General features: G+C 73.2%; 26 protein-coding genes and 1 pseudogene. 16 read left to right on the forward strand and 11 right to left on the reverse strand.

Annotated elements, in window-relative coordinates; all coding sequences use genetic code 11:
• The first annotated feature begins 7 nt into the window (after positions 1-7).
• From CHB94_RS17020 to CHB94_RS17035, 4 genes are all read left to right on the forward strand, one after another.
• Complete coding sequence (locus tag CHB94_RS17020) at positions 8-205, forward strand: hypothetical protein (protein ID WP_089337754.1); 198 nt, start codon at positions 8-10, stop codon at positions 203-205.
• A 45-nt stretch (positions 206-250) separates the two neighbouring features.
• Positions 251-763, forward strand: coding sequence for a histidine kinase (locus tag CHB94_RS17025; RefSeq protein ID WP_089337755.1), 513 nt, complete (start codon positions 251-253; stop codon positions 761-763).
• Between the two features lie 58 nt (positions 764-821).
• Positions 822-1,667, forward strand: a complete 846-nt coding sequence (locus CHB94_RS17030; protein WP_089337756.1) for an SMP-30/gluconolactonase/LRE family protein — start codon at positions 822-824, stop codon at positions 1,665-1,667.
• A gap of 230 nt (positions 1,668-1,897) precedes the next feature.
• Positions 1,898-2,242, forward strand: coding sequence for a hypothetical protein (locus tag CHB94_RS17035; RefSeq protein ID WP_089337757.1), 345 nt, complete (start codon positions 1,898-1,900; stop codon positions 2,240-2,242).
• Here CHB94_RS17035 and CHB94_RS17040 read toward each other — a convergent pair.
• From CHB94_RS17040 to CHB94_RS17065, 7 genes and pseudogenes are all read right to left on the reverse strand, one after another.
• Positions 2,239-2,649, reverse strand: coding sequence for a molybdenum cofactor biosynthesis protein MoaE (locus tag CHB94_RS17040; protein WP_089337758.1), 411 nt, complete (start codon positions 2,647-2,649; stop codon positions 2,239-2,241). The genes CHB94_RS17035 and CHB94_RS17040 overlap by 4 nt on opposite strands.
• Positions 2,646-3,233, reverse strand: a complete 588-nt coding sequence (locus CHB94_RS17045) for a nucleotidyltransferase family protein (RefSeq protein WP_089337759.1) — start codon at positions 3,231-3,233, stop codon at positions 2,646-2,648. The genes CHB94_RS17040 and CHB94_RS17045 overlap by 4 nt, the downstream gene beginning before the upstream one ends.
• A gap of 61 nt (positions 3,234-3,294) precedes the next feature.
• Positions 3,295-3,750 carry a TOBE domain-containing protein gene (locus CHB94_RS26965; RefSeq protein WP_438264944.1) on the reverse strand — a complete coding sequence of 152 codons (456 nt, stop codon included), beginning with the start codon at positions 3,748-3,750 and terminating at the stop codon, positions 3,295-3,297.
• Between the two features lie 120 nt (positions 3,751-3,870).
• Positions 3,871-4,338, reverse strand: a pseudogene (locus CHB94_RS26970) (ATP-binding cassette domain-containing protein); the annotation flags it as partial.
• A 5-nt stretch (positions 4,339-4,343) separates the two neighbouring features.
• On the reverse strand, positions 4,344-5,147 hold the full coding sequence (locus CHB94_RS17055) for an ABC transporter permease (RefSeq protein ID WP_089337761.1): 804 nt from the start codon (positions 5,145-5,147) through the stop codon (positions 4,344-4,346).
• Positions 5,144-5,959 carry a molybdate ABC transporter substrate-binding protein gene (gene modA, locus CHB94_RS17060; protein ID WP_089337762.1) on the reverse strand — a complete coding sequence of 272 codons (816 nt, stop codon included), beginning with the start codon at positions 5,957-5,959 and terminating at the stop codon, positions 5,144-5,146. The genes CHB94_RS17055 and modA overlap by 4 nt, the downstream gene beginning before the upstream one ends.
• Entirely contained in the window at positions 5,956-6,348 is a 393-nt protein-coding gene (locus CHB94_RS17065) for a TOBE domain-containing protein (protein WP_089337763.1), read from the reverse strand. Before CHB94_RS17065 ends, modA begins: the two co-directional genes overlap by 4 nt.
• Positions 6,349-6,472: 124 nt before the next feature.
• Here CHB94_RS17065 and CHB94_RS17070 point away from each other — a divergent pair, with 124 nt between their 5' ends.
• The 6 genes from CHB94_RS17070 to CHB94_RS26975 all read left to right on the forward strand — a co-directional run bounded on the left by CHB94_RS17070 (position 6,473) and on the right by CHB94_RS26975 (position 12,762).
• Positions 6,473-8,224, forward strand: a complete 1,752-nt coding sequence (locus CHB94_RS17070) for a RecQ family ATP-dependent DNA helicase (RefSeq protein ID WP_089337812.1) — start codon at positions 6,473-6,475, stop codon at positions 8,222-8,224.
• Between the two features lie 104 nt (positions 8,225-8,328).
• Positions 8,329-9,984, forward strand: coding sequence for a carbamoyltransferase family protein (locus tag CHB94_RS17075; protein WP_089337764.1), 1,656 nt, complete (start codon positions 8,329-8,331; stop codon positions 9,982-9,984).
• 166 nt (positions 9,985-10,150) lie between these two features.
• Entirely contained in the window at positions 10,151-10,591 is a 441-nt protein-coding gene (locus CHB94_RS17080; protein ID WP_089337765.1) for a DUF4383 domain-containing protein, read from the forward strand.
• A gap of 178 nt (positions 10,592-10,769) precedes the next feature.
• The gene (locus CHB94_RS17085; RefSeq protein WP_089337766.1) at positions 10,770-11,042 is read left to right on the forward strand and encodes a DUF3040 domain-containing protein; all 273 of its coding nucleotides are present in this window, start codon (positions 10,770-10,772) and stop codon (positions 11,040-11,042) included.
• Between the two features lie 67 nt (positions 11,043-11,109).
• A complete protein-coding gene (locus CHB94_RS17090) occupies positions 11,110-12,321 on the forward strand; it encodes an acyl-CoA dehydrogenase family protein (protein WP_089337767.1) in 1,212 nt (403 codons plus the stop codon).
• A gap of 54 nt (positions 12,322-12,375) precedes the next feature.
• Complete coding sequence (locus tag CHB94_RS26975; protein WP_141137534.1) at positions 12,376-12,762, forward strand: DUF1801 domain-containing protein; 387 nt, start codon at positions 12,376-12,378, stop codon at positions 12,760-12,762.
• A gap of 17 nt (positions 12,763-12,779) precedes the next feature.
• Here CHB94_RS26975 and CHB94_RS17100 read toward each other — a convergent pair whose 3' ends face one another.
• The 3 genes from CHB94_RS17100 to CHB94_RS17110 form a co-directional block, all read right to left on the reverse strand.
• Positions 12,780-12,980 (reverse strand): hypothetical protein, encoded by a 201-nt coding sequence (locus tag CHB94_RS17100; RefSeq protein WP_089337769.1) that lies wholly within the window; start codon positions 12,978-12,980, stop codon positions 12,780-12,782.
• Between the two features lie 346 nt (positions 12,981-13,326).
• Positions 13,327-13,536: a hypothetical protein gene (locus CHB94_RS17105; protein WP_089337770.1), complete on the reverse strand. Its 210-nt coding sequence runs from the start codon at positions 13,534-13,536 to the stop codon at positions 13,327-13,329.
• A gap of 21 nt (positions 13,537-13,557) precedes the next feature.
• Positions 13,558-14,073, reverse strand: a complete 516-nt coding sequence (locus CHB94_RS17110; RefSeq protein WP_217899357.1) for a GNAT family N-acetyltransferase — start codon at positions 14,071-14,073, stop codon at positions 13,558-13,560.
• 81 nt (positions 14,074-14,154) lie between these two features.
• Between CHB94_RS17110 and CHB94_RS17115 the strand changes: the two genes are divergently transcribed.
• The 3 genes from CHB94_RS17115 to CHB94_RS17125 all read left to right on the forward strand — a co-directional run bounded on the left by CHB94_RS17115 (position 14,155) and on the right by CHB94_RS17125 (position 15,273).
• On the forward strand, positions 14,155-14,427 hold the full coding sequence (locus CHB94_RS17115; protein ID WP_089337771.1) for an ArsR/SmtB family transcription factor: 273 nt from the start codon (positions 14,155-14,157) through the stop codon (positions 14,425-14,427).
• 11 nt (positions 14,428-14,438) lie between these two features.
• The gene (locus CHB94_RS17120; protein ID WP_089337772.1) at positions 14,439-14,822 is read left to right on the forward strand and encodes a VOC family protein; all 384 of its coding nucleotides are present in this window, start codon (positions 14,439-14,441) and stop codon (positions 14,820-14,822) included.
• A 91-nt stretch (positions 14,823-14,913) separates the two neighbouring features.
• Positions 14,914-15,273, forward strand: a complete 360-nt coding sequence (locus CHB94_RS17125; RefSeq protein WP_368073870.1) for a GNAT family N-acetyltransferase — start codon at positions 14,914-14,916, stop codon at positions 15,271-15,273.
• A gap of 2 nt (positions 15,274-15,275) precedes the next feature.
• Here the strand turns inward: CHB94_RS17125 and CHB94_RS17130 are convergent, their stop codons facing one another.
• Positions 15,276-16,841, reverse strand: coding sequence for an LCP family protein (locus tag CHB94_RS17130; RefSeq protein WP_089337774.1), 1,566 nt, complete (start codon positions 16,839-16,841; stop codon positions 15,276-15,278).
• 240 nt (positions 16,842-17,081) lie between these two features.
• Between CHB94_RS17130 and CHB94_RS17135 the strand changes: the two genes are divergently transcribed.
• From CHB94_RS17135 to yaaA, 3 genes are all read left to right on the forward strand, one after another.
• Positions 17,082-18,032 carry an acyl-ACP desaturase gene (locus tag CHB94_RS17135; protein WP_089337775.1) on the forward strand — a complete coding sequence of 317 codons (951 nt, stop codon included), beginning with the start codon at positions 17,082-17,084 and terminating at the stop codon, positions 18,030-18,032.
• An 84-nt stretch (positions 18,033-18,116) separates the two neighbouring features.
• Positions 18,117-18,908: an exodeoxyribonuclease III gene (locus tag CHB94_RS17140; protein ID WP_089337776.1), complete on the forward strand. Its 792-nt coding sequence runs from the start codon at positions 18,117-18,119 to the stop codon at positions 18,906-18,908.
• 153 nt (positions 18,909-19,061) lie between these two features.
• The gene (gene yaaA / locus CHB94_RS17145; protein WP_089337777.1) at positions 19,062-19,808 is read left to right on the forward strand and encodes a peroxide stress protein YaaA; all 747 of its coding nucleotides are present in this window, start codon (positions 19,062-19,064) and stop codon (positions 19,806-19,808) included.
• Positions 19,809-19,815 lie beyond the last annotated feature (7 nt).

A 19,815-nucleotide genomic window follows, 5' to 3' on the forward strand; every position in this document is an offset into this window, starting at 1 on the left:
AGGAGCCATGAGCATCTTCGACAGAGCGAAGGCCAAGGCGGAAGAGCTGCTGGGCCGGGCGGAGCAGGTGTACGGGGAGTCGCACGGGGACGCCGCCGCCGCGGTCGCCGGCGAGGCGCACGTGCTGGAGGCCGAGGCGGAGGAGGAAGCCGCCGCACGCCAGGAGATCCGCCGCGACGACGACGGGCTCGCCGGAGCCCGCTGACCGGCCCGTGATTGCCGCGGGCGTGCCGCGGTAATAACGGACGGTATGGTTCCGAGTGGCGTCGCCGACGTCTCGCCGTGGACGGACTGGCTGTCCGCGGCCGAGGGGGCGCTGCGGTTCCTGCACGGGTACGCCGGGTGGGACCTGTGGGTAGTGACCCACGTCGAGGGCGATCGGCAGATCGTCCTGCGAGCGTTCCCGGAGGGGGCGGTGCGCCGGGGCACCGAGCTGCCGTGGGCCCAGAGCTTCTGCCGCCAGATGATCGAGGGCAACGCGCCGCGGGTCGCCACCGTGACCGCCGCCGTCCCCCAGTACGCCTCTCGCGTCTCCGGGTCGATCCGGGACATCGCCGCGTACGTGGGCGTCCCCCTGGTGACCGCCGACCTGGAGCTGTTCGGCACGTTGTGCGGCATCTCCTTCCGCGCGAAGCCGCGCAGCGCCGCCCGCGAGCTGCCCCTGGTGGAGATCACCGCCCGCATGCTCAACACCCTGATGGCCAGCGACCTGCCGGGGCCCGCCACCCGCAACCACACCGGAGCGGTCACCGACCTCGGCTGACCGCGCCGCTCGCCGTCGGCTCGGCGATGATTCCGGCAACCTTCGGAGGGGGACGAGCGTGCAGGCCGAACAGGTGACCGGACCGGTGACCCATCACGGCGAGGGCCCCGTCTGGTCGTCGCGGTGGGGCGGGCTGCGCTGGGTCGACATGCTGGCCGGCGACGTGCTCACTCTGGCCGGCGATGGAGCCGTCAGCCGCCGGCACGTCGGAACCGTCGCGGCAGCCGTCCGCCCGCGCCGCGACGGCGGCGCGGTGCTCGCCGTGGAGCGCGGTTTCGCCCTGGAGCACCCCGACGGCACGCTCACCGCCCTCGACCCGGTCTGGACCGACGACCGCATCCGCATGAACGAGGGCGGCTGCGACCCCGACGGCCGCTTCTGGTGCGGCTCGATGGCGTACGACCAGACACCGGGTGCCGCCGCGATGTACCGGCTGGACCCTGACGGCAGCGTGCGAATGGCCTTCGACGGCGTCACCGTCTCCAACGGCCTGGAGTGGAGCCCGGACGGATCACTGGCCTACTACAACGACACGCCCACGCACCGCGTCGACGTCTTCGACTACGACCGCGACGCCGGACTGACGGCGCGCCGTCCGTTCGTGACCCTGCCGGACGACGGCAACCCCGATGGACTGACCGTGGACGCCGACGGCGGGGTCTGGGTGGCGCTGTACGGCGGCGGCGCGGTGCACCGGTACGACAGCGACGGGCGGCTGGACGCGGTGATCGAGATCCCGACGGGGCAGGTCACCGCCTGCACCTTCGGTGGGGCGGAACTGGACCAGTTGTTCGTCACCACGTCCCGCCAGGGCCTGGAGCCGGACGAGGACCCGCTGGCCGGCTCCCTGTTCCGGGCGGTCCCCGGCGTGCGGGGCCTGCCGGTACGGGAGTTCGCCGGCTGACCCCCGGCCGGCGGTGGCGAGTCGCTACCTGACCGGCGCGTAGCGCGCACGCCTCCGGCGTGGCGGCCGAATCGTGACCGGTCCCACCGCCGACACGGCGGAGCCGGTCGTCGGTGGGCGAAGCTGGTCCCCGACCGTGCAGCGTCGCACCGTCACGCATCCGTGAGACCTCTCCCTCCGGGGCCTGCACCGAGCCCTCGGCCATCCGACGACCATGCGGAGATCCATCCATGACCCGATCCGACGACGACCAGACCGTCCTCATCGAGGAGGCCGGGCGCACCGTGGCCAGCGCCGAGGTCCGGCTCACCGGCGAACCGGGCGTCGTCCACTCCGAGCTGCACGTCGAGTCCGGGCAGTTGCCCGGCGGCACGCGGAGCCGGCTGGTGGACGCGGTCCTCGAGCACCCGCAGGTCGACGAGGCCGACCGCCTCCTGGCCACGATGCCGCTCGGCGACACCGAGATGCTCGACCGGGTCCGTGAGCGGTGTGACGACGTCGAGGCCCGCGCCGCCGGGGCGACCAAGATCGTCGCGGCCCGACTGGACCGCCGGGACGGATCACTGCCGTCCTAGGGACAGGCGACCCATTCCTCCTCGCCGTCGGTGAAGACCTGCCGCTTCCAGATCGGCAGCCGCTTCTTCACCTCGTCGACCAGCTCGGCACAGGCGGCGAAGGCCTGCCCGCGGTGGGCGGCACTGACCGCGCAGGCCAGCGCGATGTCGCCGATGCCCAGCAGGCCGATCCGGTGGGACACGGCGACGGCCTGCACGTCGGGGCGGGCGGCGAACTCCTCGGCCAGCTCCGTGATCACCGCGGCGGCCGTGGGGTGACCCACGTACTCGAGCTCGGTGACCGACCGGCCGCCGTCGTGGTCGCGGACCACGCCGGCGAACGAGACGACCGCACCAGCGGCCTTGTCGGCGACGGCGTTCTCGTGCTCGGCGACGGACAGCGGTTCGTCGACCACCCGGGCGATCACGGCGCCGAAGGTACTCCCGACGGTGGGACGTCGAGGTCGGTCGGGTCAGCGAGGCCCGTGCAGTCGACCTCGGTCACCTCGTGGTCGGCGAGGTACCGGCGGGCGCCCTCGTCACCGGTGGCCGTCTCGATCACGCCGGTCCAGTGCTCACGGCCCAGCAGCACCGGGTGGGCGCGGACGCCGTCGTAGGTCGCGACGGCCAGCGCGTCCGGTGCCGCGGGCGCCGCCATCCGCTGCAGCGCGTCGATCGTCATCCCCGGCATGTCGACCAGCAGGACCAGTGCGGCGTCGATCCGATCGGGCCAGCCGCGCAGCCCCTCCAGGCCGGTGCGCAGGGAGGAAGCCATCCCGCTCTCCCAGTCCTTGTTGGCCAGGACGACGGCACCGCCGAGGTCGGCTCGCCGCCAGACGTCGACCGCCTGCGCGCCGAGCACCACGAGGACCGGGTCGCAGACCTCCCGCGCCGTCCGCAGCGCGCGCTCGACGAGCAGGCTGCCGCCGTACTCGACCAGGGCCTTGGGCATGCCGTAGCGGCGGCCGCCCCCGGCAGCGAGGACCACGGCGGCGACGGTCGGAGCACTCATGCCTCCACCCTCTCAGGGGCCGTTGTGGCCACTATGGCCCCTGCTCAGCGCCGGCCCCCGCTCAGCGCTGGTAGACGGCGACCTCGGCGGCCTTCACCGTCGCCCACACCTCGGCGCCGGGCACGAGACCCAGTTCGGCGAACGCGCCGGCCGTGACGTCGGCGACCAGCGGCACCTCGCCGGCCAGCTCGCAGCGCACCGTGGCACCGTGCGGAGTGGCCCCCACCAGCCGGACCGGCCAGACGTTGCGCGGGCTTCCCTCGGGCCGGGCCAGGTAGAGGGCCACCGACTCGGGGCGGACGGCCGCGAACACCGGCCCGGAGGTCTCCTCCGCCACCGCGACCACTCCCCCGGCGTCGAGCCGGACGGCGCGCCCCTCCCCGGTCCCCGGCAGCAGGGACAGGCCGGCCAGGCGGGCGACGTAGTCGGTGCGCGGCCGCCGGTTCACCTCCTCCGGGGTGCCGGCCTGGACGACGCGCCCCTCCTCGACGACGACGACCCGGTCGGCCAGCGCCATGGCGTCCACCGGGTCGTGGGTGACCAGCACCGTGCTGCCCGCGAACGCCGCCAGGTGCCGGCGCACCTCGGCCCGGACGACGAGCCGGGTACGCGCGTCCAGCGCCGACAACGGCTCGTCCAGCAGCAGCAGCGCCGGCTCGCCCACCAGCGCCCGGGCCAGCGCCGCCCGCTGGGCCTGGCCGCCGGAGAGGTGCCCGGGTCGCCGGTCCCCGAGGCCGTCCAGGCCCACCCTCGTCAGCCACTCCCCCGCCGCCGCCCGGCGCTCGGCAGTCCGCACGCCGCGGGTGCGCAGCCCGAACGCCACGTTCTCCGCCACCGTCAGGTGCGGGAACAGCAGCGCGTCCTGGAAGACGACGCCCACGGAGCGCCGGTGCGCCGGCAGGTGGGTCCGCACCGGGACGTCGTCCCAGACCGCGTCGTCGACCGAGACCCGGCCGCCGTCCGGGGGCAGCAGCCCGGCGAGCACCCGCAGCAACGTGGACTTCCCCGCCCCGTTCGGTCCGAGGACGGCGAGCACCTCGCCGTCCTGCACCGCCAGCTCGACGTCGAGGGACAACGACCCGCGCTGCACGACGACCCGCGCATCGAGGGTCACCCCTGCGCCCTCCCCAGCCAGCGGTCGCGCAGCAGCAGCAGGGTGGCGAGGGAGACGGCCAGGAGGACGAGCGAGAGGACGATCGCCGCCTCCGGATCACGCTGCAGCGCCAGGTAGACCGCGAGCGGCATGGTCTGCGTCGTCCCGGGGAAGTTCCCGGCGAAGGTGATCGTCGCGCCGAACTCGCCCAGCGCCCGCGCCCAGCACAGCACCGCCCCGGCGGCCACCCCCGGCGCGACCAGCGGCAGGGTGACCCGGCGGAACGTCGTCCAGCGGTCGGCGCCCAGGGTGGCCGCGACGTCCTCGAACCGGGCGTCGGCGGCCCGCAGCGCGCCCTCGACGCTCACCACGAGGAACGGCATGGCCACGAACGTCTCGGCCAGGACGACGGCCGTCGTGGTGAACGGGATGGTGACGCCGAAGGCCTCGTCCAGCCAGCTGCCGACGATGCCCTGCCGGCCGAGGACGAGGAAGAGCGCGACGCCGCCCACGACCGGCGGCAGCACCAACGGCACGGTGACCAGCGCGCGGAGCACCGACCGGCCACGAATGCGGGAGCGCGCCAGCACCCACGCCAGCGGCACCCCCAGCAGCAGGGACAGCAGCGTCGCCAGGCTGGCCGAGACGATCGACAGCCGCAGCGCCTCACCGACGCCGGGGGCGGTGAGCTGCCGGCCCAGCGAGGACCACGGCGTCCGCACCAGCAGGCCCACGAGGGGCAGGACGAGGAAGGCGACGCCGAGGGCCGCGGGGACGAGGAGCGGCGGGGGGATGCCGGCGCCCTCCCGGGAGCGGCTCACGGTTCGAAGAACCCGGCCTCCGTGAGCACCTGCCGCCCCTCGTCGGAGAGCAGCAGGTCGACGAAGGCCCGTGCGGCGTCGGGGTTCGGTGCGTCGTCGAGCACGGCGACCGGATAGCGGTTCCGCGCCGCCTCGGCCTCCCGGAACGCCCGGGCGCCGACGGCATCGCCAGCGGACGAGACGTCGGTGCGGTAGACGAGCCCCGCGTCGACCTCGCCGAGCTGCACCTTGGTGAGCACCGCCCGGACGTCGTCCTCGTAGGTGTCCGGGACGTCGCTCAGGCCGGTCCGGTCCAGCACCTCGGCGGCGGCAGCTCCGCAGGGCACCTCGGGCGCACAGACCGCGAGGGTGACGTCGCGGTCCAGCAGGTCGGCGAGGCTCGGGATGCCGGCCGAGTCGGACCGGTCGATGCCCGCGGGGTCGTCCGGGGGGAACGCCAGCACGAGCCGGTTGGAGGCGAAGAGCTCCGCCTCCGGCGCCAGACCGGCGTCGACCACCCGGGTCATCTGGTCCTCGTCGGCCGAGGCGAAGACGTCGGTGGGCGCGCCCTGCTCGAGCTGAGCGGCCAGCGCCGAGCTGCCGGCGAAGTTGAACCGCACGTCGAGCTCCGGGTTCTGCTCCTCCAGTTCCGCCCCGAGCCGGGCGAAGACGTCGCTGAGGGACGCCGCCGCGAAGATCGTGAGCGTTCCGGTCGGCGCGGCGTCCCCTGCAGGGGCACCGCTCCGGACCGGCTGATCCGCGCCGTCCGGCCCTCCGCAGGCCGCCGCTCCGACCAGGACCGCGGCCGCGAGGAGCGCGAGGCGGGCCGTCACGGCACGTCCACGCTGACCTGTGTGGCCTTCACCGTCGCGACCGCCCGGACGCCGATCTCCAGGCCCAGTTCGTCGGCGGCCTCCCGCGACATCAGCGAGACCAGCCGGAACGGGCCGGCCTGGAGCTCCACCTGCGCCATGACCGTGTCCCGGACGACCCGGGTGACGATGCCGGTGAGCCGGTTGCGCGCCGACGACGGCGTCGTCCCGGGCTCCGGCGCCTCGCGCAGCTGCGTGGCGAACCGCGCCAGGTCCGCGCCGTCGATGACCCTGGGACCGGCGCCCTGGCGCCGGGCGGCGAGGCGACCACCGTCGATCCAGCGGCGGACGGTGTCGTCGCTCACGCCGAGCAGCGCGGCTGCTTCGGCGATCCGGTAGGCGGGCGGCACGGACGGACCCTAGATCCGCAGATGCGGACACGACAAGCCCGCACACCCCCGCAGGCGCGACTCGGTGAGCCTTTCGGTACGGAAGGACGTCTGCCGTGCCGCGCCCGGGGCCAGTTTGTCGATCATGGCCACCGGGCAGCGGGAGCCGGTGCCGACTGCATCCCCCAAGGACAACCCTGCCGGCAACTCGGCGTCGGTCCGGACGCGCCGCATCCGGGAATTCGCCCGCGACGTCCTCGGCTACGACGAGTTCCGCCCCGGCCAGGAGGCGGCGATGCAGGCGGTCGTCGCCGGGCGCGACACTCTCGCCGTCCTCCCGTCGGGTGCCGGGAAGACGGCGGTGTACCAGGTGGCCGGGCAACTGCTCGACGGCCCGGTCGTCGTCGTCTCGCCGCTGATCGCTCTGCAGCACGACCAGGTCGAGCGGCTGGCCGAGATCGAGGACCGCGCCGGCCGCGCCGCCCAGCTGAACTCCACCCTCTCGGCAGCCGAGCAGCGCGAGGTCCTGGAGTCCCTGCAGGACGGAACGGTCCGCTTCGTCTTCCTGGCTCCCGAGCAGCTGGCCAAGCCCGAGGTCGTCGACGCCATCGCCGAGGCGAAGCCGGCCCTGTTCGTCGTCGACGAGGCGCACTGCGTCTCCGCGTGGGGCCACGACTTCCGCCCCGAGTACCTGCGCCTCGGCGCCGTGATCGAGCAGCTCGGCCATCCGACCGTGCTCGCCCTCACGGCCACCGCGGCACCACCGGTGCGTGCCGAGATCCTCGAGCGGCTGGAGATGCGGGACCCGCAGGTCGTCGTCGCCGGCTTCGACCGTCCGGAGATCCGGCTGGAGGTCGACCACTACGCCGATGCCCATGGCAAGGACCAGGGCGTGCTCGACCGCGTACTGGGCGAGATCGGCGAGGGCCGCGGGCCGGGCATCGTCTACAGCGCCACCCGCAAGGGCACCGAGGAGATCGCCGAGCACCTCACCGACCGCGGCCTGCTCGTCCGGGCCTACCACGCGGGGCTGCGGAAGGCGGAGCGGGAGGACACCCAGCGGGCCTGGATGGACGACGAGCTCGACGTCGTCGTCGCGACCACCGCGTTCGGCATGGGCATCGACAAGCCCGACACCCGCTTCGTCATCCATGCCGAGCCCGCCGACTCGCTCGACAGCTACTACCAGGAGATCGGCCGGGCGGGGCGGGACGGGGAGCCCGCCCTCGCCGTCCTCGTCTACCGCCAGGAGGACCTCGGCCTGCGCCGCTTCTTCGCCGCCGGCGCCCCGGGCGAGGAGGAGCTGCAGCAGGTCGCGGGCCTGATCGCCGCGGCGGCGGCGGCCGGCATCGAGGACGGCGTCGACGTGAAGGACCTCCGCGAGGAGACCGGCCGGGGGGCCACACCCCTCGCCCGCGACCTCAACCTGCTCGAGCACGTCTCTGCTGTCGTCCTCGACGAGGACGGCTCCGCACACCCTGTCCAGGACGGGCCCGGACCGATGGAGGCCGCGGCAGCCGCCCGCGACCTGGCCGAGCAGCACGAGAAGGTGGACCAGAGCCGCGTGGAGATGATGCGCGGCTACGCGGAGACGACCGAGTGCCGGCGCCAGTTCCTGCTGGGCTACTTCGGCGAGCAGCTCGACGAGCCGTGCGGGAACTGCGACAGCGACACCTGCACCGGCACCGGCACCGCGGAGGAGCGCGCCGCCGCCGCGGAGGCCCGCGCGCACACCCCCTTCCCCGTCGAGACGGCGGTGGAGCACAGCGAGTGGGGGCCCGGGGTGGTCATGCGCGTCGAGGACGACCGGCTCGTCGTCCTCTTCGAGGAGGTCGGTTACAAGACCCTCGGTCTCGCCGCGGTGACCGAGAACGACCTGCTGCGCGCTCGGGCCTGAGCCCACCTCTTCGAGCTGCGGGTCCGCGCAGCTCCCGTGATCATCGAGACGACGGGCCGGCGCCCGGAACGACCGGGCCATGGCCCAGGACAAGGAGTGCACGCGTGAAGGTCCTCGGCATCAACGCTCTCTACCACGACCCGGCGGCGGCGCTCGTCGTCGACGGGACCGTCGTGGCCGCCGCCGAGGAGGAACGCTTCAGCCGGCGCAAGCACGGCAAGCGCCCGTTGCCGTGGAGCGCCTGGGAACTGCCGGAACTGTCGGCCGCCTGGGTCCTCGCCGAGGCCGGGCTGACGCCGGCCGACCTGGACGCGGTGGCCTACTCGTTCGACCCGCGGCTCATGCCCTCCCCCGAGGAGACCGGGCTCCACGACGAGGGCGACGTCATGCGGAAGATGTACGCCGAGAAGGCGCCGTCGTTCCTCGCCCACTACCTCCCGGGGCTCACCGAGGACCGCGTCCGCTACGTCCCCCACCATGTCGCGCACGCCGCCTCCGCCGGGCTGGCCGCGCCGTACCCGACCAACTCGGTGCTGGTCCTCGACGGCCGCGGGGAGGCGGTCAGCCACCTCGCCGGCCGCTACACCGACGGCGAGCTCGAGGTGCTGGCCAGCCAGGCCCTCCCCCACTCCCTCGGCCTGCTCTACGAGGACCTGACCGATCACCTGGGCTTCCTGCGCAGCAGTGACGAGTACAAGGTCATGGCGATGGCGTCGTACGGGAAGCCCCGCTTCGCCGCGGAGCTGGAACAGTTCATCCACGCCACCGGCGACGGCGGCTTCCGCACCGAGAAGATCGACTTCTCCGAGTTCGCTCCCCGCCTGGGCAAGGGCGACGAGTGGACCGAGGCGCACGCCGACCTCGCCGCGAGCGTCCAGCTGCGGCTGGAGGAGACGATGCTGGACCTGGCGCGCTGGTTGCACGGGCGCACCGGCGACAGCGCGCTCACCCTGGCCGGCGGCGTGGCGCTCAACTGCGTGGCCAACAGCCGCATCCACGCCGAGGGACCGTTCGACCAGGTCTGGGTGCAGCCTGCCGCCGGCGACGCGGGGACGGCGCTCGGCGGGGCGCTGTCCGTGGCCTCCGAGCTCGGGGACCGGACGGCACCGATGCCCGGCGCCGACCTCGGGCGCGGCTGGACCGACGAGGAGATCGAGGCCTGGCTGACGACGGCGGCCATCGACTACGAGCGTCCCCGCGACGTCGCCGACGCCGTCGCCGAGGTGCTCGCCAACAACGGGATCGTCGCCTGGTTCCAGGGCCGGTCGGAGTTCGGTCCACGGGCGCTGGGCCACCGCTCGCTGCTGGCCCACCCCGGCCACGAGGCGAACCTGGAGCGGATGAACAACGTGAAGGGCCGCGAGCAGTTCCGGCCGGTGGCGCCCATGGTGCTGGCCGAGCGGGCCCCGGAGATCTTCGGTCGCGGGCCGATCCCCTCGCGTTACATGCTCTTCGTCCACGACGTCGCCCCGGAATGGCGCGACCGGATCCCCACGGTGACCCACGTCGACGGAACGGCACGGATCCAGACGGTCGACCGCGCGGAGGAGCCGCTGGTGGCCCGCATGCTCGAGTGCTTCGAACGGCGCACCGGCCTGCCGGTGGTGGTCAACACCAGCCTCAACACCGCCGGGCGCCCCATGGTTGACGACCCGCGTGACGCGCTGGAGTGCTTCGGTTCCGCGCCGGTGGACCTGCTCGCGATCGGCCCCTTCGTGGTCCGGCGTTCCCGCTCGACGCTGGACGCCGCCGGTCGCTGAACCGGTCGGGGTCCTGCTCGCGAACGTCGGGCAGGCCCCGACCGCCACCCGCAGCCGATGAATTGTGCGCCACCCGATGGGACGACAGTTGTTACCGCCGGTGAGGACGGGGGTATTCCGGCATCGAGCCCGCCGCACCAGGCGGACGCACCTCCAGGAGGCACCAATGTCCGCATCCGGAAACACCACCGGCACGGCCCGCACCGTCCCGCAGATGCTCGCGCTCGTGTTCGGCGCGATCTACCTGCTGGTCGGGATCGTCGGCTTCTTCATCACCGGGTTCAGCGACTTCTTCGCCCACGACACGGGGAGGACTCTGATCATCTTCGAGATCAACGGGATGCACAACGTCGTGCACATCGTGATCGGCGTGGCCGGCCTGGTGCTGGCCCGGACGCTGGCCGGCGCCCGCACCTACGGGTGGCTCCTCGCCGTGGGCTATGGCGCCGCGTTCATCTACGGCCTCATCGCGATCAACAAGGAATGGGATTTCCTCAGCCTGAACTGGGCCGACAACATCCTGCACATCGCCACGGCCCTCGTCGGCCTGGTCATCGCCCTGATGCCGGTCCGCAACGCGGTGTCCGGCCGCTCGGCGCGCGCCTGATCCCACGCCGGCCGGGCCACCGGCCGGACACCCGCGAGCCGGGTCCCGTCGTCCCTCCGGGGGAGGACGCGACCCGGCTCGCGCCGTCTTCCGCGGCATGCCTGGCAGGAGCAGACTGGCCCGCACCGGCGGACAGTCGAGCAGGGAGCCCGGCCGCCGGGACCCGAGGGGCACCGCGATGGACGACGACCCGGTCCTGCGCAGCCTGGGCGAGGACCTCGCCCGGGACGATCCGCGGCTGGCCGCCCTGCTCGAGGGGGTGGACGCCGCCCCGCGTCGGTCGGGTGCCCCGCGCGTGCTCGTCCTCGTGCTGCTCACGTCCACCCTGGTGACCGTGGCGCTGCTGGTGTCGCCCACCGTCGCCCTCGGTGCGACGGCGATGCTGCTGGCCACCCTGTCGCCGCTGGCCGTCTGCTGGTTGTGCACGGTCGGCGACCGCCCCGCCCGCTGACCCGCCGGCTCCCTCGGGCAGGGACCCCGAATGCGACGGCCGTCACGTTCGCCGCTACCTTGCCGACATGGACTTCGCCCCCTCCGCCCGCGCCGAGGAAGTCTGCGGCCGCCTCTGGGACTTCATGCGTGAGCAGGTCTTCCCCGCCGAGCCCGTGTACGACGAGTGGCGGGCTGCCCGCGGCCACGACAATCACGAGCACCCGCCGGTTCTCGAGGACCTGAAGGTCGAGGCGCGCAAGCGCGGCCTGTGGAACCTCTTCCATCACGAGCTCGGCGGACTGTCCAACCTCGAGTACGCCTCGGCCGCGGAGATCATGGGCTGGTCACCGACGATCGCCCCGGAGGTCACCAACTGCGGCGCTCCCGACACCGGCAACATGGAGACGCTCATGTTGTTCGGCACGCCGGAGCAGAAGCAGCGGTGGCTCGACCCGCTCCTCGAGGGCGAGATCCGCTCCGGCTTCGCGATGACCGAGCCCGACGTCGCGTCGTCCGACGCCCGCAACATCCAGACCTCGATCGTCCGCGACGGCGACGACTACGTGATCAACGGCCGCAAGTGGTGGACCTCCGGCGCGGCCGACGAGCGCTGCCAGATCTTCATCGTCATGGGGAAGACCGACCCCGACGGCGCCCCGCACCGCCAGCAGTCCATGATCCTCGTCCCTCGTGACACCCCGGGGCTGGAGATCATCCGGCACCTGCCGGTGTTCGGTTACCAGGACCAGCACGGCCACTCCGAGCTCCGGTTCACCGACGTCCGCGTGCCGGCCTCGAACCTGCTGGCCGGCGAGGGCGACGGCTTCATGATCGCGCAGGCACGGCTCGGCCCCGGCCGGATCCACCACTGCATGCGCGCCATCGGCATGGCCGAGCGGGCGCTCGCGCTCATGGTGGAGCGGTCCAAGCAGCGGGTGGCCTTCGGCCGGCCGCTCGCCGAGCAGGGCACCGTCCGCGAGAGCATCGCGCTCTCCCGGATGGAGATCGACCAGGCCCGCCTCTACGTCCTCAAGACCGCGGACCTGATCGACAAGTTCGGGGCCAAGGGCGCCCGCACCGAGATCTCCGCCATCAAGGTCGCCGCTCCGAGAGTGGCCCTCGACGTCATCGACCGGGCGATCCAGCTGCACGGCGGCGCCGGGGTCAGCAACGACACGGTCCTGGCCCGCTTCTACGCGAGCGCCCGCACGCTGCGCATCGTGGACGGCCCCGACGCGGTACACCTCCGCGGGGTCGCCAAGGAGGAGCTCGCCCGGGAGCGCCCCTACAGCGGCTGACGGACGGGGCCGCAGGCGGCTGCCTGCGGCCCCGTCCGATCGTGTCGTACCCGCGTGCCACGGTGTCTCCGTGCCCCGGGACGCCACCGTCGAGCAGCTGCTCGACGACCACTCCGCCGCGGTGATCGCCACCGCAGCGGCTGCGCGCAGTCCTCCTCGAGGCGCATCCGCAGCTCGTCGAGCGCCCGGCCCGGCTGGCACTCGATCAACTACCGCCACCCCGACGCGGGCTTCGTGTGCGCGATCTTCCCGGCCGCCGAGCGCGTGCAGCTGGTCTTCGAGCACGGGGTCCGGCTGCCCGATCCGGAGGGCCGCCTGTCCGGCACCGGCAGGCAGGTGCGGAGCCTGGACTTCCCGGCGGGCTCGGACGTCGACGCGGCCGTCGTCGCGGAGTTCCTGGACCTCGCCGTCGAGCTGGGCATCGGGTTGCGCGCGCGGTGACCGGCTGCGGGGCCGCCTCAGGGGGCGAGGGTTCCCCCGAACCCGCCGCCGGCCAGCTTCGCCATGAGCTGGGTCCCGTCCAGACCGATCGCGTCGAGCGCGCCGCCGTCCCGGTCGGTGTCGATCTCGTCGGGTAGGCGGCTCTCCACCTGGGCCGCGGTGTCGTTGTCGCCCTGGGTGCGCAACAGCCTGACCAGTTCCTGCTTGTCGAGCTTCACGGGTCCTCCGTCCGTCGCCCCTCGGGCGTCCTCGCGAGTGTGGTGGGCATCACACAGCTCCGCAACGGCGGAACTCCGGAACCGGCCGGATCGCGATCCGGTCACGGCCGCGTTCATCCCGGCACCCCTCGGACGTCATAGAGGGTGACGAGGGGAGGCCCAGTGATGGCGCGAAACGACGGCGATGCCACGGTGCGCCTCTTCGACGGCCAGGGGTCGCTCCTGGCGAGACGCCGCTGACGGGCGGGGTCAACGGAGGACCGAGCCGGCGTCGATGACCGCCATGCGGCAGCTGGTGGAGATGGCCCGACTGCGCAGGTGAGGTGGCCGAGGGCCGGTCCGCCGTTCAGTTCCGCGCGGAGCGCCGGACCAGGAAGCCACCGACCCCGGCCAGGACGACGCCGAGCACCAGCTGCCCGATGCCGACCGCTGCCTGGTCACTGGCGAACCAGGTCACCGAGGAGACCAGCAGGACCAGTGCCACGCCGAGAACGAGCAGTCCGACCAGGCGCTCGCGGCGGGCGTTGCGGGAGCCGGAGGGAACGGGGGCTGACATGGCTCCCAGCCTGCCAGCCGCTCAGAGGCGGTGGACCAGCAGGATCTCCTCGCGGTCGTCGCCGGGGGCCACCCGGATGGCGCCGGGCACGCGACCGACCTCGGTGTAGCCCAGGCCGCGGTAGAACGCGTCCACGCCCGTGCCGCTCCGCGCGCCGAGGTAGAGGAACTCGAGGTCCCGGCTGCGGGCGATGTCGTGCACCCCGGCCATGAGCACCCGGCCGAGCCCCTGACCCTGGCGGGAGGGGTGGACCTGGACCCGGAGCACCGTCGCCCAGTGCCGGCGCAGCGGACTGGACGAGCCGACGAGGGTGGCGAACCCCGCCGTCGCGCCGTCCACGGTGAGCAGCGCCAGCACGTCGCGCTGCGACCGGACACCCTCGAGCAGCCGGTCGAGGACCGGCGCCACGTCGTCCTCGGTCACCGGGGGCACGAAGCCGACGGCGCCCCCGGCATTGGTCACGTCCGTCCAGCAGGACAGCAGCTCCTGCCGCAGGGAATCGTCGACATCGGACACGGCACGGACCTCGGCACCCACGGGTCCATCCTTGCGCGACCAGTCCCGCGCCTCGCGCACGAGGGCCTGTCAGGCAAGCTTCTACTTGCCTATTGTTCCGTCGTGGGCGACGTGTTCAAGGCCCTCGCGGACCCCACCCGGCGCGCCATCCTCGATGAGCTCCAGGAGCGGACCGGCCAGACCCTGTTCGAGCTCTGCGCGCGGTTGATCAGCAAGCACGGGGTCAGCTCGTCCCGGCAGGCGGTCTCCCAGCACCTGGACGTCCTCGAGGCCGCGGGCCTGGTGCGGACCCGCCGCGAGGGTCGCTACAAGTTCCACGACCTGGACACCTCGCCGCTGCGCACCATCACCGACCGGTGGCGGATCGACTCCTGAGGAGAACGACCATGCGGATCAACCTGGCCAGCGTCCTGGTCGACGACCAGGAGAAGGCGCTGCCCTTCTACACCGACGTCCTGGGCTTCGTGAAGAAGACCGAGGTCCCGATGGGCGAGCACCGGTGGCTCACCGTCGTGTCCCCGGAGGACCCCCACGGCGTGGAACTGGTGCTCGAGCCCGACGAGCACCCGGCGGCCAAGCCGTTCAAGGCGGCGCTCACGGCCGACGGCATCCCGTCCACCTCCTTCGCCGTGGACGACGTCCGCAAGGAGTACGAGCGGCTGAAGGGGCTCGGGGTCACCTTCACCCAGGAGCCGACGGAGATGGGGCCGGTGACGACCGCGGTCCTCGACGACACCTGCGGCAACCTCATCATGATCGCCGGCGCCTGAGGGCCCGGCGGCAACCCGGCCCGGCGACGTCGCCGAGGCCCGGCTGACCGACGCGCTGCGCACGGACGTCGGCTTCCTGCCCCGCCTGTCCCTGGTCGCCGTCCGCGACGACGTCGCCGGCCATGTGCTGGCGACCCGCGGCCGGCTGGACCCCCTCGGCGTTCCGGCCCTGGGACTGGGGCCGCTCGGCGTCCGACCCGAGGCGCAGCGCCAGGAGGTGGGCACTGCCCTGGTGCACGCCCTGCTCGCGGTGGCCGAAGCGTACGACGAGCGGGTCGTCGCCGTGCTGGGAGCCCCCGCCGACTACCGCCGGTTCGACTTCCGGCCGGCCGTGGAGCTCGGCATCACCGCGCCGGACCCGGCCTGGGGCGCGCACTTCCCGGCCCGGCACCTCACCGGACCGCCGGTGGGCGGCGCCTTCCGGTACGCGTCCCCGTTCGACCGTCTCTGAGGTCAGCCGCCGCGGGTCGGCGGCTCACCGGCCGCCCGTGCCTCCGCCGCGCGGGCCGGGTCGTAGGCGCAGGCGTCGACCACGTCGGCGGCCGGCGCCTGCGCCGGGCTCGGCGTCGCCGGTGCCGGCGCCGACGGCGTCGCGGAGGCGGGGACGTCGGCGGGCGGGGCGGGCGGCTCCTCCGTGGGCGTGGCGGGCAGCGCGATCGCGTCCTGGACGATCTGTCGCATCCGCGCGTAGTCCGGGTACGCCGGGTCGATCACGGTGGCGTCGAACACGACGCTGCGGACCCCCGAGTCCTTCACCAGGAATCCCAGGTCGACGAAGTCGTCGAGAGCGGATCGGGGGATGTCGGTGCTGACGATGTCCTGGGTGGTGGCCGCCAGTTCCTGGTACCGCTGCAGCAGGGTGACCGGGTCCGCGGCGTCGATGATCGCGTCGATCGTGCAGCGCTGCCGGTCCATGCGGTCGTAGTCGGTGAGCCCGAAGCGGCCGCGGGCGAAGTCCAGCGCCCGGGCGCCGTCCATGTGCTGGTCCGGCCCCGGCTCGATGTAGTCGTCCGGCAGCGCGCCGGTACCGGGATTGCCGCCGATCGGCACGTAGTAGTTCACGTTCACCGTGATGCCGCCGAGCGCGTCGACGAGCCGGCTGAACCCGTCGAGGTTGACCAGCACGTAGTAGTCGATGCTCAGTCCGAGCGCCTCGCCGACGCCGAGCTTCAGGAAGTCCGCTCCCGGGTCGTCGCTCGGGCCGAGGATGTCCGGGTACGCCGCCGGGCCGTTCCGGTAGACGGCGTTGAGCAGGCTCTCGCTCTCCGCGCCCGCCTCGAATCCCTCAGGGTAGACCTCGGCCAGCGGGCTGCCGGCCGGGAACGGCAGGTTCTCGAGGTTGCGCGGCAGGCTGAACAGCGTGGTCTCACCGGTCTCGGTGGCGATGCTGGCCACGACCACCGTGTCGGTGCGCACCCCTTCGCGGCCCTCGCCCCCGTCCCCGCCGAGGAGCAGGACATTGACCCGCTCCTTGTCGCCGAACGGGTCAGGGGTGTCGACGACCGTCGCCGACTTCCCGTCGTCGAACACCCCGGCGATCAGGTCCCGCTGCGTGAAGGCCAGCCTGCTCGCCAGCACCGCGGGCACCGCCACCACGGCGACCAGCAGGGTCACGACGAGCGCACCGAGGACGCGCCGGCCGCGGGGGGTACCGCCCGGGAGCAGCATGCGGTAGCCGGCGACCACCACGATCGCCCAGAGCAGGGCGACGAGGGTGATCCCGCCGACGATCCAGAGCAGCGAGTCGGTGTCGACGGTGGCCCGGACGGCGACCCGCCGTCCACCGGTCGCCAGCCATGCGCCGCCGCCCAGGAGGAGCAGGAAGACCAGAAGGGTGAGGACGCCGAGCCGCCGGCGCCCCGCGGCGAGGAACGCCGTCCCCGGGAGGATGGCGCCGAGCGCGGTGAGGCCCAGGGCGGCGCCGAAGGTCCGTTCCCGGTGGTGACGGGAACGGGGCGACCCGACCGGAGTGACCCCGTCCGGGGAAGCCTCGGCACGGGAATCGTTGCCGGCGCTCACGCGCCGGCCGTCGCCACGCGCTGCCGGACCATGCCTTCATGATCGCACCGACGGGCGCGCGGCGTCCCCGGAACGGCCGACCCGGGACCCGACGAGCCCCCGCACCGGGCCTGACGGCCTCCGCACGTGGTGCCGAGGGGTGAGCCGGGGCGGATCGGGGAACCCAAGGGGTGACCACGACCGTTGGTTACGGTGGCGTAAGTTACGTCAGCGTAGGTCAGGTCCATCCGGGAGGTCCCCATGCCACAGACACCCCCGCACGCAGCAGTGCTGACCGAGCTCGAGCCGGTGGTCGCGCAGAATCTGGACCGCCACATCAAGCTGGCCAAGGAATGGCACCCCCACGACTACGTGCCGTGGGACGAGGGCCGGAACTTCGCCTTCCTGGGCGGGGAGGACTGGAGTCCCGAGCAGTCCCGGCTGGACGAGACGGCGAAGGCCGCGATGTTCGTCAACCTGCTCACCGAGGACAACCTGCCCAGTTACCACCGTGAGATCGCCACCCGCTTCGGCCGGGACGGAGCGTGGGGCGAGTGGGTGGGCCGCTGGACGGCGGAGGAGGGCCGGCACGGCATCGCGATCCGCGACTATCTCGTGGTCACCCGCGGCGTCGACCCGGTCGAGCTCGAGCGGGCCCGGATGGACTACATGACCACCGGCTACGACTCCGGTGACAAGAGTCCCCTCGAGGCGGTCGCCTACGTGTCCTTCCAGGAGCTGGCCACCCGGGTCTCGCATCGCAACACCGGCCGAGCCACCGGCGACCCGATCGCCGACAAGCTCCTGGCCCGCATCGCGACCGACGAGAACCTGCACATGGTCTTCTACCGCAACCTGGTGACCGCGGCGTTCGACATCAACCCCGACGAGATGATGAAGGCCGTGGCCAAGGAGGTCATGACCTTCGAGATGCCCGGCGCGAACATGGCCAACTTCCGCAAGAACTCGACGATCATCGCCAAGGCCGGCATCTACGACCTGCGCCTGCACCACGACGAGGTGGTCAGCCCCATCCTGCGCACGTGGAAGGTCTTCGAGCGCAGCGACTTCGGTCCCGAGGGCGAGCGGGCCCGGGAGGAACTGGCCCAGTTCCTCACCGGCCTGGACGCCCAGGCGACGAGGTTCGTGGAGAGCCGGGAGCGGCTGCGTGCCCGCATGGCGGCCAAGGGCGAGATCCCCGTCCAGGTCTGAGCGGAGGCACCCAGGCTCCCGGGCGCGGCGCGGCGCGGCGGGGCGCCTGGCGGCGGTGTCGGCCGGTAGGCCGACAATGACTCGATGCGCCTCGCCACGTGGAACGTCAACTCCATCCGCAGCCGCGCCGACCGCGTGGCGGCCTGGCTGCAACGCAGCGACGTCGACGTCGTCGCCCTGCAGGAGACCAAGTGCCGGGACGACCAGTTCCCGGAGGAGCGCTTCGCCGACCTCGGCTATCAGGTCGCCCACGTGGGCTACTCGCAGTGGAACGGCGTGGCGATCCTGTCCCGCATCGGGATCGACGACGTGGAGATCGGCTTCCCGGGCCAGCCGTGCTGGGGTGAGGACCCGAGCACGGAGGCCCGCGCGCTCGGCGCCACCTGCGGCGGGGTGCGGGTGTGGAGCCTCTACGTTCCCAACGGCCGCACGCTCGCCGACCCCCACTACCAGTACAAGCTCGAGTGGCTGGCGGCCCTGCGCACCACGGCCGCCGGCTGGCTGACGGAGGACCCCACCGCCGCCGTGGCCCTGGTCGGCGACTGGAACATCGCACTGGAGAACGACGACGTGTGGGACATGGCCGTCTTCGCCCACTCCACGCACGTCTCCCCGCCCGAGCGGGCCGCCTTCCGGGCGATCCTGGAGGCCGGGTACGCCGACGTCGTGCGACCCCACACGCCCGGTCCGGGCGTCTACACGTACTGGGACTACACCCAGCTGCGCTTCCCCCGCCGCGAGGGCATGCGGATCGACTTCGTGCTCGGCTCCCCCGCGCTGGCCGGGCGGGTGACCGGCGCGCTCATCGACCGGGAGGAGCGCAAGGGCAAGGGTGCCAGCGACCACGCCCCCGTGATAGTCGACCTCGCCGACTGAGGCAGTGGGCTCCGTCCTGGGCTGTGACTACTGCGCAACGGCTGGTGACGGTCCCGGTCCCAGGATCGGGACGAGCTCACTCAGGCGGCGGGCACCATGCCGTGGGGGTCGGGCTCGGCCCCGTCTGTGCTCGAGGACGTAGCGTGGCCTCCCGTGCTCGTCCTGCTGCCGCCGTCGGAGACCAAGGCCCCGGGTGGCGACGGCGCCCCGCTGGACCTCACCGCGCTCACCGCCCCGGAGCTGACCGGGGTTCGTACGGAGATCGCCGAGGCGCTGGTCAAGCTCGCCGACGACGTGCCCGCGTCCCGCGCGGCCCTCGGCCTCTCGCCGAAGCAGGACGCCGAGATCACCCGCAACGCGCAGCTGTGGACCAGCCCCACGCGGCCGGCCCTGGAGCGCTACACCGGGGTCCTCTACGACGCCCTGGACGTCGGCTCGATGACACGGGCGCAGCGTGGGCGGGCCGACCGCCGACTCGCGGTCGGCTCCGCCTTGTTCGGTCTGGTCCGCGGTCACGACCGGATCCCGGCCTACCGGCTGTCCGCCGGCTCGGCGCTGCCCGGCCTGCCCTCCCTGCGGGCGCTGTGGAGGCCGGTCCTCTCCCCCGTCCTGGCCGACGTCGACGAACTCGTCGTCGACCTGCGCAGCGGCTCCTACGCCGCCCTCGCGCCCGTGCCCGGCGCCGTGACGGTGGACGTCGTCAGCGAACGGCCGGACGGCAGCCGGTCGGTGGTCAGCCACTTCAACAAGGCACACAAGGGACGGGTGGCGCGGCTGCTCGCCCTCACGACCGCGGAACCCACGGACGTCGTGCGCCTCAGGAGCCTGTTGAGGCGGGCGGGGTTGCACGTGGAACATGACGGGGGAACGGCACTGATCCTCGTCGTGCCGGCCTCCTGACGGGGTG

Source organism: Blastococcus mobilis (assembly GCF_900188025.1).
In the GTDB taxonomy this organism is placed as follows: domain Bacteria; phylum Actinomycetota; class Actinomycetes; order Mycobacteriales; family Geodermatophilaceae; genus Blastococcus_B; species Blastococcus_B mobilis.